A 13,418-nucleotide genomic window follows, 5' to 3' on the forward strand; every position below is an offset into this window, starting at 1 on the left:
CCGATCAGCTGGCTCGTATCCAGGTCGCAGTCGTTGGTAGAGCCAGTTGGTCGGCCGATAAGCCGAACAGGTTCGCGGGCTAGCGTCGCAACGTGGCCGATCCTGGTATCGGCATCAAAGGGCCATTCTGAAGTTTTACTCCATCAACCGCCACCGCAGTTTGGTCAGTCGTTGACTCGATCCCGTCTGTTTGATCGCGATGCCGAGCGCCTTGGGTTGGGCGATGAGGACGACCAGGCGCTTGCCGCGCGTGACTGCGGTGTAGAGCAGGTTGCGTTGCAAGAGCGTGTAGTGCTGGGTCGCGAGCGGGATGACGACGGCTGGGTACTCGGAGCCCTGGGCCTTGTGGACGCTGGTGGCGTAGGCGAGGGCGACCTCGTCCAGCTCGCTGCTCTCGTAGACGACGGCGCGACCGTCGAAGTCGATGGTCAGCAGTCCCTCTTCGACGTCGATCGACTGGATGCGCCCGATGTCTCCATTGAAGACCTCCTTGTCGTAGTCGTTGACCAGCTGGATGACCTTGTCCCCCGGCGCGTAGGTCCATCCGAAGCGCTCGATGCGCGGCTGGGCGTCGGGATTGAGTGCGCTCTGAAGCGCAACGTTGAGTGCACGCGAGCCCAGCCCGCCACGGTTCATCGGGGTTAGAATTTGGACGTCACGCACCGGGTCGAGACCGAAGCGGCCGGGGATGCGTTCGGTGACGACCCGCATCAGTTTGTCGTGGATGGCCTCCGGTGTATCGCAGCGGATGAGATAAAAATCGCTGTCCGGGCGCTCGGCATCCGGCGGTTCGGGCATCTGTCCGGCGTTGATGCGGTGGGCGTTGACCACGATGCGCGAGGCGGCGGCTTGGCGGAAGATTTCGGTCAGACAGACGGTCGGGACCGCGCCGGAGCCGATGAGATCGGCGAGCACCGCGCCCGGTCCGACCGAGGGGAGCTGGTCGACGTCGCCGACCAGGAGAACACCGGCCTGGGTCGGTACAGCGCGCAGCAGTTGATTCATCAGCACCACATCGACCATGGAGACCTCGTCGACCACCAGCAGATCGGTATCGAGCGGGCTGTACTGGTCGCGCTTGAAGCCCATGGTCTGGGGATCGAATTCGAGCAGACGGTGGATGGTCTTGGCTTCGCCGCCGGTCGACTCGGACAGACGCTTGGCGGCGCGCCCGGTCGGCGCGCACAGCAGCACCTCGACCCCCTTGGCGCGCAAGATGCGCAGGATGCTGTTGACCACCGTGGTCTTACCCACGCCCGGACCGCCGGTGATGATGGTCGCCTTGCCGGAGACGGCGGCGCTGACTGCAGCGCGTTGCGAGTCGGAGAGCGCGAGCCCGGTCTGGGCCTCGACCCAGGGCAGCGCCTTGTCGACGTCGATCATGCCCCAGGGCGGCGGGTCGAGCTGGAGCCGCTCCAGACTGCGGGCGACGCCGAGTTCGGCGCGTTGCAATGGGGTTAGGAAGAGCGCGGGTCGGTCGTCGATGGGCTCGGCGATCAGACGTTCCTCGGCCAGCTCGACCTGGATCGCCTCCTGGATGATGGGCTCTGGGATCTCCAACAGGGCGCAGGACTGCTCGACCAGCGCTTCGTGCCAGGCGGCGCAGTGGCCGTCTCCGGCGATTTCCTGCAAGACGTGCCGCACCCCGGCCTGGGCGCGGATCAGCGAGTCGTGCGGGATGCCGAGCCGCTCGGCGATGGTATCGGCGGTCTTGAAGCCGATGCCGTGGATGTCGAGTGCGAGCCGATAGGGGTTCTCGCGTACCCGCTCGACCGCCTCCTCGCCATAGGTCTTGTAGATGCGCACCGCGCGCGCGGTGCCGACCCCGTGGGACTGGAGAAAGACCATGATCTCGCGGATGACCTTCTGTTCGGCCCAGGCCTCGGTGACCCGCTTCTGGCGCTTGGGGCCGATGCCATCCAGTTCCAGCATCCGCTCTGGGTTGTCTTCGATCACCTCGAACACCCGCTCGCCGAAGGCGCCCACCAGCTTGCGGGCGAAGTGCGGACCGATGCCCTTGACCATGCCCGAGCCCAGATAGCGCTCGATGCCGTCGAGCGTGCGCGGCGGAATGATCCGCAGAGCGGTCGACTTGAACTGGAGCCCGTGCTGGCGGTCGTTGACCCACCGGCCCTCCGCTTCCAGGTATTCGCCCGGCGTGACGCTCGCGGCCGAGCCGATGACGGTGATGAGATCGCGCTCGCCGCGCACCTTGACGCGCAGCACGCAGAAGCCGCTCTCCGGGCTGTGGAAGGTGATGCGCTCGATGGAGCCGCTGAGGTGTTCGGTGGATGCGTGGGACTCGGACATGAGGGCGGCTCGATCGCTCTGCGTGCGGGTAGCGGGCGGAGAATGGATAGGATTAACAGGATTTTTCGGTATTGGCAGGATTTTTCACGCCACCGAGTGGCCGGACAGCTGTCAGCGCGTGTTTTCGATCGTGCGTTTGAATGCGGTTTGTGGCGCTCAAGTCCTTGCCTTAAAATGAAGAATTGTCCCGCGTTGTCCCATTCGAATGATCGCCGCACGTACCCCCGCCTTTTGGCGTGCGACCCTGGCCCTGAGCCTGGGTTCGCTGTTGACCTTTGCCAATCTATATACCCCTCAACCCCTGCTTCCGCTCTTCAGCGAGACCTGGGGTATCTCGCCGGTCCAGGCCAGCCTGACCGTTTCGCTGACGACCCTGGCCCTGAGCATTTCGCTCCTCGTCTACGGACCCTTGTCGGACGCCATCGGGCGACGCGGGATCATGTTCGTGAGCATGACGCTGACGACCCTGTGTTCGCTGGCCATGGCCTTCGCGCCGGATTTCTGGTCGCTGCTTGCGCTGCGCACGGTCCAGGGGCTCGTGATCGGCGGTCTGCTCGCCGTCGCGATGGCCTACATGGGCGACGAGTTCGAGCACGACGCCATGGTCTTGGCGGTCGGGCTCTATATCAGCGGCAATTCGTTAGGCGGGATCTCGGGCCGGCTCATCAGCGGTGGCGTGGCCTCGGTCTGGGGCTGGCAGGGGAGTTTTCTGGTGACCGGCTGTCTGAGCCTGGTCATCCTGGTCATCTTCATCTGGATGTTGCCACCGTCGCGCGGTTTTCGACCCAAGCCCTTGCATCCGGTTGCCATGCTGGCCGACCTGGGACGGCATCTCCGCAATCCGGTCATTCTGCTCGCCTGTCTCGTCGGCGGTCTCAACTTCCTCGTCTTCATCAATATCTACAACTACATCACCTATCTGCTGAGCGCACCGCCCTACAACCTCTCGCCCGCGCTGTTGGGGTTGCTCTTCCTCACCTATCTCTCGGGAACCTTGGCCGCTGGTGTTTCCGGTCGGATCGTGGGCACACGCTCCCAACCGTTGGCGATGGTCGTCGGGCTGCTCATCCTCATCAGCGGGACGCTTCTGACCCTGGTGCCGCATCTGGAGGCCATCATCCTCGGCATGGTGATCAATGCCATCGGCTTCTTCTTCACCCACACCCAGGCCGCCGGCTGGGTGAGCCGCAAGGCGGATGGCGCGCGTGCGAGCGCCTCGTCGCTCTATCTGATGTCCTATTACGGCGGTGCCAGCGTCGGCAGCTTCTATCTCGGTCCCTTCTGGCACTGGCTTGGCTGGGACGGCGTTGTTTTGGGTGCCGTCATCATGCTGTGCGTCGCCATAGGCGTTGCCTTGGGGTTGCGTGTGTTGGAGCGGCGCGACCGCGCTGCCCTGCCAGCCGATCCGGAGCATGATCCACTGCCGGATCTCTGAGCCGAGCCTGGTTGCCTGTCTTCGGTAGAAAAATGGCCGACTCGGAGAGTCGGCCATGCGGTCGGGGCGATTCCTGCCGTTGACGCCCGAGGGCTGGGCAGGATGGATGCCCAGCGTGGCGCTGGGACCCTTGAGCAGGCCGCGTTACAAGGCCAGTTCGTAGACCTTGCGCGAACGTTCGATGTCGACGTCCTGGTGTTCGCCAAGCGCGGTCATGCCGTGCTGCTCCAGTTTGTCGAGTAGTGCGGGAATGGCATCGGCGCCGATGTCGTAGCCGCCGAGACGGGTGCCGACGCCGAGCGATTCGAAGAAGTCGCGGGTGCGTGAGATGGCTTCATCGATCCGTGCGTCCGGGTCGCCGTCGCCCAGATTCCAGATCCGCTCGGCGTATTGCAGCAGCTTGTCGCGCTTCTGCTCGCGTCTCACCTGGAGCATCGCAGGCAGCACGATGGCGAGCGTCTGGGCGTGATCGAGCCCGTGCAGGGCGGTGAGTTCGTGACCGAGCATGTGGGTGGCCCAGTCCTGCGGTACGCCCGCGCCGATCAGCCCGTTCAGGGCCAGGGTCGCGGTCCACATGATATTGGCCCGAACCGCGTAGTTCTCCGGATCGGCGAGCGCCTTGGGGCCTTCCTCGATCAGCGTCAGCAGCAACCCCTCGGCGAAGCGGTCCTGGACCTTGGCATCCGCCGGATAGGTCAGGTATTGCTCGATGGTGTGGACATAGGCATCCACGATGCCATTGGCCACCTGACGTGGCGGTAGGGTGAAGGTCTTGGTCGGGTCGAGCACCGAGAATCGCGGAAAGACCGCCGGGTGGGCGAAGAAGAGCTTGTCCTGGGTCGCGCGTCGAGTGACGACCGAGCCGCAGTTCATCTCGGAGCCGGTGGCCGGCAGGGTGAGGACGGTGCCGAGCGGCAGTGCGCTTTCGATCGGGGCATGGCGGGCCAGGATGTCCCAGGGCTCGCCATCGAATGGGACGGCGGCGGCGATGAACTTGGTGCCGTCGATCACCGATCCGCCGCCGATGGCGAGCAGGAAGTCGACCGATTCGCGCCGCGCCAGCTCGACCGCCTGCATCAGGGTTTCAAAGGTGGGATTCGGCTCGATGCCGCCGAACTCGAACAGGCTCAGTCCGGTCAGCGCCTGTCTCACCTCATCCAATGTGCCCGTCTTTTTCACGCTGCCGCCGCCGTAGGTGATCAGCACCTTGGCTCCCTGCGGGATTTCCTGCGCGATGTCGGCAATGCGTCCCTGACCGAAGAGAATGCGGGTCGGATTGTGGAAGGTGAAGTTCTGCATCTGGTTTGGTTCTCCGGTTGGTTTTCACCGCAGGTTGGACAGCGAACGCAGGCGTTGGTGTCCAGCGTGATGAGGGACGTTCAGTCGGCTTCGCTGAGGAAGGGATAATCGGTATAGCCGTGGGCGTCGCCGCCGTAGAGGGTGCTCTCGTCCAGCGCGTTCAGCGGGGCATCCAGGCGCAGACGTTCGGCTAGATCCGGGTTGGCGATGTAGAGCCTGCCGAAGGCGATGAGGTCGGCCGCGTTTTTGGCTCGGACCGATAGAGCGAGATCGCGCGTGTAGCCGTTGTTGGCGATGTAGGTGCCTGGGAAGTGCTTGCGTAGCCTGGAGAGTTTAAAGCTGTGTCCGGTCTCGCGCGGACCGCCGGTGATGCCCTCAATGACATGCAGGAAGCCGAGCCCGCGCTCGGCAAGCTGGTCGACCGCATAGGTGAAGAGCGACTCTGGATCGCTGTCGTCGATGTCGTTGAAGGGCGAGAGCGGCGAGAGCCGGACCCCGACACGGTCCTTCCCCCAGACCTCCAGCACCGCGTCGACGACCTCGAGTAGTAGACGCGACCGGTTCTCGATGGTGCCGCCATAGGCGTCGGTCCGTCGGTTGCTCTTGTCGCGCAGGAACTGATCGAGCAGATAGCCGTTGGCCGCATGGATCTCTACCCCATCGAACCCGGCCGCTCGGGCATTCTCGGCGGCGCGCCGATAGTCCGCGACGATGCCGGGCAGTTCCTCCAGGTCGAGTGCACGTGGCGTCACCATGTCGACCATCCCTCGGTCGGTGAAGACTTGACCCTCGGCGCGTATCGCCGACGGTGCGACGGGTAGCGCGCCGCCTTCCTGTAGATCGGGATGCGAGACGCGCCCGACGTGCCAGAGCTGGACGAAAATCTTGCCGCCGTGTCCATGGACGGCGTCGGTGACGCCTTTCCAGCCCTGGATCTGTTCAGCGTTGTAGATGCCAGGCGTCTGGATGTAGCCCTTGCCCTGCTGCGAGATCTGCGATGCTTCGGTGATGATGAGTCCGGCGGTGGCGCGTTGAGCGTAGTAGGTCGCCATCAAGGGGGTTGGAACGTCGCCGGCGCCAGCGCGGTTGCGCGTCAGGGGTGCCATCACCAGACGATTGGCGAGTGTCAGGCTGCCGAGTTGGTAGGGTTGAAAGAGGTCGTTGCTGTTCTGGTCGGTCATGTTCGTCTCCGTTCGATGGTGGTTGAATCGGGGTGACTGTCTTATCGCCGCGTAAATAAGGATCGGCGAGGCTCGATGAAATGGCCTTCAATTCTCCGCGAGCATCGCAGCGGATCCGATCGGTGGCCGCGAAATGTGTTCAGGTGCCTACATTAGATTAGAATCGCATCGATCTGTTGATGCGCATCGCGACGACAGCCCTAAGATCGATTGGCCGCTCTCTTTTCTCACTGGGGATCTCTACATGCTCGCGCGTTTTTCCATGATGCAAAAACTGTTGGTCACCTTAGTGCCAATGACGCTGGTTATATTGGCAGGGATAATCCTTTTCATGCAGTTGATCCTGAGGGATGCGATGACCGAGGGCGCGATCGAATCGGCTCGTCAAATGGCGAGCGCTGAGGGGCGCGTGATCCAGGGGAAACTCAACGGCGAATTGCGTGCTCTACAGGCATTGTTGGCGGTTGTCGAGACGCGCGCTGAGATCCCGGTCGAGGCGCGTCGGGATCGGCTCAATCGCATTCTCTCGACCTACCTCCAGGATCATCCCGAGCTGCTTGGCGCTTGGACGCTATGGGAGCCCAACACCTTCGATGGCTTGGATGCCCAATATGCGGGAGCCTCCGGCCATGATGCGACCGGGCGGTTCATTCCCTATTGGTATCGCGACGGCGGCAAGATCAAGATGGAGGCGCTTAAGGGGTACGAAACACCCGGAGACGGCGACTATTATCTGCTGGCTCGCAACAGTGGCAAACCTGTGATTATGGATCCCTTCAGTTATGAGGTGGATGGTAAGCCGGTGCTGATGACCTCGATCGTCGTGCCCATCATCGAGGGCGGTCGGGTGGTTGGCGTCCTGGGCGTCGATATGTCGATCTCGGCGATCCAGAAAATCATCGTCTCCATACGCCCTTTCGGTGGAGCTGCGGCGCTGTTCACCCATGATGGCATGGTGATCGCTCATATAGACGAGGTGCGGCTGGGCAAGAATGTGACCGAGGTCGAGAAGGAATCCTTGGGTGAGGATCTGCCGCGATTAACCGAAGCGCTGGCACGGGGGACGCCCTTTACCACCATCCGATACAGCGACCTTTTTCAAGGCCAGGGCCTGGTGATTACGACTCCTTTGACCCTGGCCGGCAAGGAAGGGCAGTGGTCGATTGGCATGGCGCTGCCGCTCGATGCGGTGCTGGCCGAGAGCAACGCGCTCATTCTCCAGCTGACGCTGATTGGTGTCGTTGGTCTGGTTCTGCTGATCGGTGTGATCCTGTTGCTCGGTCGCAGCGTTTCCGTTCCTCTCCGTCGCGTCGGTACCGCGCTGGGCAATATCGCCAGCGGAGAGGGCGATCTCACGCGGCGTCTTCCGGTCGACGGCAAGGACGAGATCGCCTTGATCTCGGCCAACTTCAACGCCTTCGTCATCAAAATTCAGGCCCTCATTGCCCAGGTGACGGGTGCGACCAGCCAGCTCGCGGCGGCGGCCGAGCAGCTCAACATGACCAGTGAGGGTACCAAGGATCAGATCCAAAGCCAGCAGGCCGAGACGGATCAGGTCGCGACTGCCATGAACGAGATGACGGCGACCGTGCAGGAGGTCGCCGCCCACGCGAACAGTGCAGCCCAGGCTGCGCGCGAGGCCGACTTGGAGGCTCGGCAGGGCAGCGGTGTGGTGCGGGAGACCATCGACGCGATCCAGGCATTGGCCCGCGAGGTGGAGCAGGCGGCCGGTGTGATCCATCGTTTGGAGGCGGATAGCGACGAGATCGGCAAAGTGCTCGACGTGATCCGAGAGATCGCCGAGCAGACCAATCTGCTCGCCCTCAATGCCGCGATCGAGGCCGCCCGTGCCGGCGAGCAGGGCCGAGGATTCGCCGTTGTCGCCGACGAGGTGCGCAGTCTGGCCTCGCGCACCCAGGATTCGACCAAGGAGATTCAATCGATGATCGAACGTCTCCAGAGCGGAGCGAATAGCGCCGTGACGGCGATGGAGCGGGGGCAGGCGCGTTCGAACGAGACGGTCGAAAAGGCTGGTCAGGCCGAGCGGTCGCTGGCTGCCATCGGCGAGTCGATCACCCGGATCAACGACATGAACACCCAGATCGCAAGCGCGTCGGAGGAGCAGAGCGCGGTCGCCGGCGAGATCGATCGCAATCTGACCAACATCGTCCACTCGGTCGACGGCACCTCTAACGCATCCGCTCAGATCGCTTCGTCGAGCGACGGGCTCGCCAGACTCGCCGCCGAACTGCAGGGTCTCGTCGGTCAGTTCAAGGTGTGATGCGCTCGTGAGCCGCCAGCCGCCAGCCGCCAGCCGCCAGCCGCTCCTCAGACTTGGAGTCCGAAGAGCGTGCGCAGATAAGTCGCGACCGATTCCTCGGCGTTCGAGCCGATGACCTCCAGGTCCGGCAGGGCTTCCTTGAGTCGAGGGTCGGCGTTGGCCATGAGGACGCCCTTGCCGGCGTAGCGCAGCATTTCGAGGTCGTTGCGGCCGTCGCCGAAGGCGATGACCTCGGCTGCATTGAGGCCGAGTCGCTGCACCATGTCGGCCAGCGCCTCGCCCTTGGAGACGCCCTTGGCCATGACCTCCAGAACCACCGGTAGCGCATAGGTGGTGTCCAACTGGTCCCCGTGGCGGTCCAGGATCCGGTGCTCCAGATCCTGGAGGTAGTCTGGATCCTCCGCGTAGTAGAACACCTTGAGCACCGGCGACTCGTCGAGCGTCGCGAAATCGGTCATGCGATAGGCGAACCCCGAATCCTGGTGATAACGCAGCAGGAGCGGCTTGGGCGTTTCGACCAGCCAGCCATCGACCCGATAGAGATTGACGTGGGCGCGTCCGAAGACCGGGTCCCTCAGCAGAAAGTCGAGACAGTCGGGGACGATCGGATGGCAGTGTGTCATTTGACCCTGACTGTCGTGTGCCAAGGCACCATTGCTTGAGATGAGCGCGCCCTGGCTGCCGAGCTGCTCGGCGATGCGCTGAAGGTCCAGATAATGACGCCCGGAAGCCAGTAGGACCTGGACGCCGCGATCCTGCAATGTGTTCAGCACCGCGCGGCTGTGCTCGCCGAGACGATGGTCGTCGTTCAAGAGGGTCCCATCGAGATCGCAGACGACCAGGCGATAGGGGCAGGAGTGAAAACGGACGGTACTTTGCGCCCCGCCCAAGGCAGAAAGGTCTGACATCGACTTCGGTGGTTACCTAATAAGAAGGGTGGTCGATCAGCGTGCCACCTGGAAGCGGTCGACCTGGGACTGCAGATCGACGGCCACCCGCGCGAGATTGTCGCTCGCGGATGCCGTCTGTTGAGATCCCTCTGCCGTTTCGTCGGCGACATCGCTGATGGTCACGATGTTGCTTTGATTTCCTCGGCCATGCTGGCGATCTGGATATTCATGGATTTGATGTTGTCGATGAGGTCGGCGATCGCCTGACGCGCGGCGCTGGTGTTGCTGGCCTGGGCCACGGTGGCCTCCGCCTTGGCACGAACCAATTCCATGGCGTCGGCCACCTGGTTGGCGCCGGACTGGAGCTGCTCGATCATCTGGTTGATTTCCTGCGTAGGAGGCTATCACCCTTGAGCCGCTGGATCACATCGGCGGTGCTTCCGACCTCCTCCGCCAGGGCGTTGATGGTGTCCACCGTCTCGTTCACCACCCGATGCCCTGCCTGTGCCTGGGTGTCCGCCTCCAGTGCCGCTTGCGAGGCGTTCGCGGCGTTCCGGGCCATCTCCTGCCACGTGGCCGACATCTGGGTCATGGCCGTCGCCACCTGCTGGGTCTCGTTTTGCTGGCGCAGCACGCCTTGAGCGCTCGTGCTCGGTGATGGCAGACAACTGCCCGGAGGAGTCGGTGAGCCGGGTAGAGTGTCTCATGATGCCGTGGATCATCGGGGGCAGATTCGCTCAACTGGCTTCCTGGCTCAGGGATTCTCCGTTGCTGCTGATGACCTCGCGGTAGAACTGTGCGCTGGATTTGAGGATCCGCGTCTGATCGTCTGGGTCGACGTGGATCAGCCCGTAATGCTTGGAGTAACCCTGCGTCCACTCGAACCCGTCGAGCAGCGACCGTACAAAATAGCCGCGCAGGTTCGCGCCAGCGAGGATGGCGCGGCGAGCGGCGCGTAGATGCGCGCGCAGGAAACCGATCCGTTCGGGATCGGGGACCTCGCCCTCGATCGCGGGCGCGTCCGCGAAGGCGGCGCCGTTCTCGGTGATGTAGAGCGGTAGTTTGCCATAGCGGTCCTTGAACCCGAGCAGCGCCTCGATGAGCCCCTGAGGATAGATTTCCCACCCCATCTCGCTGTCGAAGGATCCCGGCATGCGGATGCGGCTGGCGCCGAAGGGCTGGACGTTGGGGTCGGCGCGGACCAGGCCCCGGGTGTAATAGTTGATCCCGATAAAGTCGGTTTGTGCCTGGATGCGGTTCATGTCGGCCGGATCGATCTCGGGCCAGGCCTCGCCGAAGGCCGAGATCAGCTCCTCGGGATAGCGCCCAAGCAGTAGCGGATCGAGGAACCAGCGGTTGACGTAGGCATCGCGCCGGTTGGCGGCGGCTCGGTCCTCGTAGCTACGGCTGGCTGGGTGCTGTGGCTCGATGTCCACGGCCAGCCCGATCTCGTGCTTGCCGACCGAGCGGTAGGCGGCGACTGCGGCGGCGTGTGCGAGCAGCAGATTGTGTCCGACGCGTGGGGCCTCGAAGAGGTCGCGATGTCCGGGGGCCAGGGTTCCTTCGAGGTGTCCCTGGGCGGCGATCGCCCAGGGCGAGTTGAAGGTGATCCAGTGATCGACCCGGTCGTCGAGCGCGCGGAATAGGACCTCGGCATAGTCGGCGAACCAGGAGGGGCTGTCCGGGTTCAGCCAGCCGCCGCGATCCTGCAGCGCCGCCGGCAGGTCCCAGTGGTAGAGGGTCACCACGGGCTTGATTCCCTTTTCCACCAGGGCGTCGATCAGGTGCTGGTAGGTGTCCAGCCCCAGCGTGTTGATGATGCCATGCCCACCCATGATGATGCGGCTCCATGGGATGCTGAAGCTGTAGCTCTGCAAACCCATCTCGGCCATCAGCGCGACATCTTCCTTGAAGCGCCGGTAGTGGTCGCTCGCCAGGTCCCCAGTGTCCCCGCTGGCGATCCAGCCGGGCGTGTGCGTGAGTCTGTGCCAGATGCTGGGCTCGGCGTTGTCGGCCAGCGGGCTGCCTTCGATTTGATAGGCGGCCGTGCTGGCGCCCCATAGAAATCCTTCGGGAAATCTGCGGTCTTGAATCATCGTCTGCCTCGGCTCATCTCGGTTGGGCGATCCGCCTTCTCGCTTGGATGATGATAGCGGTTGGCACAGAGATCGTCCGCCGGGCACGACCAGTGGCCGAAAAGAGGGTCGGACGAATCAGGGATACGCGTGGGCGGAAGAGCATCCCGCGCCGTATTCGGTGTGAGCCAGGTCACGGGGTTATTTTTATCCTGGTGATATTGATTTGCTATTTTAACCCGGGTATTATTCTTGAGACATTCATTTTCCAGGCATCATGCCGAGGTCGCCGCGATGGCTCACTCTCTCTCCAAACCCTGCACTGCGTTCGATGGCGTTCGATTATTAGCGTCCGGCCCGCTGATCGAGGTCGCGCTTGCGGTCAAGCATCTATCGGAATCCGGTGCGTCCGAGCCGGTCCTGGTCTTCGACGATGCGACCGGTCGGGTCGTCGATCTGGACCTGCGCGGCACAGAGGCCGACGTCATCGCGAGATTGTCGCAGGCGACTCACGCGGGGGCCGATCGACCGAACGCCTCGGGCACGCCGTCCAATGACATCTCCGAAGCGTCGGCGACCAAACCGCGTGGACGCGGGCGGCCGAAGCTGGGCGTGGTCGGACGCGAAGTCACCTTGTTGCCTCGCCATTGGGACTGGCTGGCCGCACAGCCAGGTGGTGCCTCGGTGGCGTTGCGCAAGCTGGTGGAAGAGGCGAGATGTAGTGGTTCAATGAAAACGGACACCTTGCCAAGCGGCATAATGCCGACCGAAAGCGAGGTGAAGCATGGCGAAGCAAAGCAGACGTCAGTACACAGAAGATTTCAAGCGTGAAGCAGTCAAGCTCGTGGAGGAGCAAGGGCGCGGGGTCGCGGAGGTGGCCCGTAGTCTCGGCGTGCACCGCAGTCAGATCGAGCGCTGGCGAATCCAGTATGGGCAGGTCTCATCCTCGGCCGGAGCTGGGCACCTGAAGGGCGAGGAGGCCGAGGAACTCAAGCGCCTGAGGGCTGAGGTCAAGCAGTTGCGCATGGAGCGCGAAATCCTAAAAAAAGCGGCGGCCTTCTTCGCCAAGGAGTCGAGCTGAAATTTCAGTTCATCAAGGCGCAGAAGGCCAGCTATCCGATCCGCGTGCTGTGCCGGATCCTGGAGGTCAGTGCCAGCGGTTTCTACGACTATCAAGAGCGGTGCCGACAAGGCAGTAGGAAAGAGAGGCAGGATCTGGTGTTGCGGGTCAAAGCGATTCATGAGCGAACTGGAGGCGTCTACGGCAGCCGACGTATGGCGCAGGAACTGCGCGCCGAGGGATTCTCGGTTGGGCGCTGTCAGGCGCGCAGTCTGATGCAGGAAGGCTGCATTGAGGTGCGATGCAAGCGTCGCTTCAAGCTCACCACCGACAGTCGTCATCGGTTGCCGGTGGCTGAGAATCTCTTGGATCGACAGTTCGAGGTGAGAGCCCCGAACCGGGTCTGGGCGTCGGACATCACGTATCTCTGGACCAACGAAGGCTGGCTCTACCTCGCGGTGGTGATCGACCTCTACGCACGGCGTGTCGTGGGTTGGGCGCTATCAGAGCGCATGCAAGCACCGCTGGTCTGCGATGCCCTGCGCATGGCGCTCGGCCGACGTCGCCCGCCGCCAGGGCTGATGCACCATTCCGACCGGGGCAGCCAGTATGCCGGTCAGGCTTACCAGGACCTGTTGCGCGAGCATGGACTGACCCCATCGATGAGCCGCAAGGGCAATTGTTGGGACAATGCGCCGATGGAGCGCTTTTTCGGGAGCCTCAAACGTGAGCGCACCGATCGGCGACTCTTCGCCACCCGCGATGAAGCGAGAGCGTGTGTGATCGACTACATCGAAATGTTCTACAACAGCCAGCGCCGCCACTCCTATCTGGGCTATGTCAGCCCAGCAGAGTTCGAGGCAAAGGCGAACGCAGCTTAACAAAGT

12 protein-coding genes are annotated in these 13,418 nt (G+C 63.2%); 4 read left to right on the forward strand and 8 right to left on the reverse strand.

Annotated elements, in window-relative coordinates:
• Nucleotides 1–135: 135 nt before the first annotated feature.
• Nucleotides 136–2,310: an SF1B family DNA helicase RecD2 gene (gene recD2, locus THIDRDRAFT_RS03120; RefSeq protein WP_007039345.1), complete on the reverse strand. Its 2,175-nt coding sequence runs from the start codon at nucleotides 2,308–2,310 to the stop codon at nucleotides 136–138.
• Between the two features lie 205 nt (nucleotides 2,311–2,515).
• Here recD2 and THIDRDRAFT_RS03125 point away from each other — a divergent pair, with 205 nt between their 5' ends.
• Nucleotides 2,516–3,745, forward strand: coding sequence for an MFS transporter (locus tag THIDRDRAFT_RS03125; RefSeq protein WP_007039346.1), 1,230 nt, complete (start codon nucleotides 2,516–2,518; stop codon nucleotides 3,743–3,745).
• Nucleotides 3,746–3,889: 144 nt separating this feature from the next.
• On the opposite strand, the gene yqhD is transcribed toward THIDRDRAFT_RS03125, so the two are convergent.
• Both yqhD and THIDRDRAFT_RS03135 read right to left on the reverse strand, forming a co-directional pair.
• Complete coding sequence (yqhD, locus tag THIDRDRAFT_RS03130; RefSeq protein WP_007039347.1) at nucleotides 3,890–5,044, reverse strand: alcohol dehydrogenase; 1,155 nt, start codon at nucleotides 5,042–5,044, stop codon at nucleotides 3,890–3,892.
• Nucleotides 5,045–5,124: 80 nt separating this feature from the next.
• A complete protein-coding gene (locus THIDRDRAFT_RS03135; protein WP_007039348.1) occupies nucleotides 5,125–6,225 on the reverse strand; it encodes an alkene reductase in 1,101 nt (366 codons plus the stop codon).
• Between the two features lie 331 nt (nucleotides 6,226–6,556).
• Here THIDRDRAFT_RS03135 and THIDRDRAFT_RS03140 point away from each other — a divergent pair, with 331 nt between their 5' ends.
• Nucleotides 6,557–8,506, forward strand: a complete 1,950-nt coding sequence (locus THIDRDRAFT_RS03140; RefSeq protein ID WP_245535770.1) for a methyl-accepting chemotaxis protein — start codon at nucleotides 6,557–6,559, stop codon at nucleotides 8,504–8,506.
• A gap of 47 nt (nucleotides 8,507–8,553) precedes the next feature.
• Here the strand turns inward: THIDRDRAFT_RS03140 and THIDRDRAFT_RS03145 are convergent, their stop codons facing one another.
• The 5 genes from THIDRDRAFT_RS03145 to THIDRDRAFT_RS03160 all read right to left on the reverse strand — a co-directional run bounded on the left by THIDRDRAFT_RS03145 (nucleotide 8,554) and on the right by THIDRDRAFT_RS03160 (nucleotide 11,492).
• Complete coding sequence (locus THIDRDRAFT_RS03145) at nucleotides 8,554–9,414, reverse strand: Cof-type HAD-IIB family hydrolase (RefSeq protein WP_007039350.1); 861 nt, start codon at nucleotides 9,412–9,414, stop codon at nucleotides 8,554–8,556.
• 36 nt (nucleotides 9,415–9,450) lie between these two features.
• Entirely contained in the window at nucleotides 9,451–9,579 is a 129-nt protein-coding gene (locus THIDRDRAFT_RS27065; RefSeq protein WP_281054754.1) for a hypothetical protein, read from the reverse strand.
• Nucleotides 9,576–9,773 carry a hypothetical protein gene (locus THIDRDRAFT_RS03150; RefSeq protein ID WP_007039351.1) on the reverse strand — a complete coding sequence of 66 codons (198 nt, stop codon included), beginning with the start codon at nucleotides 9,771–9,773 and terminating at the stop codon, nucleotides 9,576–9,578. Before THIDRDRAFT_RS03150 ends, THIDRDRAFT_RS27065 begins: the two co-directional genes overlap by 4 nt.
• Entirely contained in the window at nucleotides 9,770–10,030 is a 261-nt protein-coding gene (locus tag THIDRDRAFT_RS03155) for a hypothetical protein (RefSeq protein WP_007039352.1), read from the reverse strand. Before THIDRDRAFT_RS03155 ends, THIDRDRAFT_RS03150 begins: the two co-directional genes overlap by 4 nt.
• A gap of 103 nt (nucleotides 10,031–10,133) precedes the next feature.
• On the reverse strand, nucleotides 10,134–11,492 hold the full coding sequence (locus THIDRDRAFT_RS03160) for a GH1 family beta-glucosidase (RefSeq protein WP_007039353.1): 1,359 nt from the start codon (nucleotides 11,490–11,492) through the stop codon (nucleotides 10,134–10,136).
• 273 nt (nucleotides 11,493–11,765) lie between these two features.
• Between THIDRDRAFT_RS03160 and THIDRDRAFT_RS24365 the strand changes: the two genes are divergently transcribed.
• Together THIDRDRAFT_RS24365 and THIDRDRAFT_RS03175 are read left to right on the forward strand one after the other, a co-directional pair.
• Complete coding sequence (locus tag THIDRDRAFT_RS24365; RefSeq protein WP_007039354.1) at nucleotides 11,766–12,302, forward strand: DUF2239 family protein; 537 nt, start codon at nucleotides 11,766–11,768, stop codon at nucleotides 12,300–12,302.
• Nucleotides 12,256–13,412 (forward strand): IS3 family transposase gene (locus tag THIDRDRAFT_RS03175; RefSeq protein WP_086009918.1). Its coding sequence is split into 2 segments (ribosomal slippage): nucleotides 12,256–12,511 and nucleotides 12,511–13,412, totalling 1,158 coding nucleotides; the frame shifts between segments, so codons are not numbered across the junction. The genes THIDRDRAFT_RS24365 and THIDRDRAFT_RS03175 overlap by 47 nt, the downstream gene beginning before the upstream one ends.
• Nucleotides 13,413–13,418 lie beyond the last annotated feature (6 nt).

This window comes from Thiorhodococcus drewsii AZ1 (assembly GCF_000224065.1).
Classification (GTDB): domain Bacteria; phylum Pseudomonadota; class Gammaproteobacteria; order Chromatiales; family Chromatiaceae; genus Imhoffiella; species Imhoffiella drewsii.

Bases quoted from the DNA above. Each gene is read 5' to 3' on its own strand.
- recD2 (WP_007039345.1), bottom strand. From the start codon at position 2,310: ATGTCCGAGTCCCACGCATCCACCGAACACCTCAGCGGCTCCATCGAG.
- THIDRDRAFT_RS03125 (WP_007039346.1), top strand. From the start codon at position 2,516: ATGATCGCCGCACGTACCCCCGCCTTTTGGCGTGCGACCCTGGCCCTG.
- yqhD (WP_007039347.1), bottom strand. From the start codon at position 5,044: ATGCAGAACTTCACCTTCCACAATCCGACCCGCATTCTCTTCGGTCAG.
- THIDRDRAFT_RS03135 (WP_007039348.1), bottom strand. From the start codon at position 6,225: ATGACCGACCAGAACAGCAACGACCTCTTTCAACCCTACCAACTCGGC.
- THIDRDRAFT_RS03140 (WP_245535770.1), top strand. From the start codon at position 6,557: ATGCAGTTGATCCTGAGGGATGCGATGACCGAGGGCGCGATCGAATCG.
- THIDRDRAFT_RS03145 (WP_007039350.1), bottom strand. From the start codon at position 9,414: ATGTCAGACCTTTCTGCCTTGGGCGGGGCGCAAAGTACCGTCCGTTTT.
- THIDRDRAFT_RS03150 (WP_007039351.1), bottom strand. From the start codon at position 9,773: ATGATCGAGCAGCTCCAGTCCGGCGCCAACCAGGTGGCCGACGCCATG.
- THIDRDRAFT_RS03160 (WP_007039353.1), bottom strand. From the start codon at position 11,492: ATGATTCAAGACCGCAGATTTCCCGAAGGATTTCTATGGGGCGCCAGC.
- THIDRDRAFT_RS24365 (WP_007039354.1), top strand. From the start codon at position 11,766: ATGGCTCACTCTCTCTCCAAACCCTGCACTGCGTTCGATGGCGTTCGA.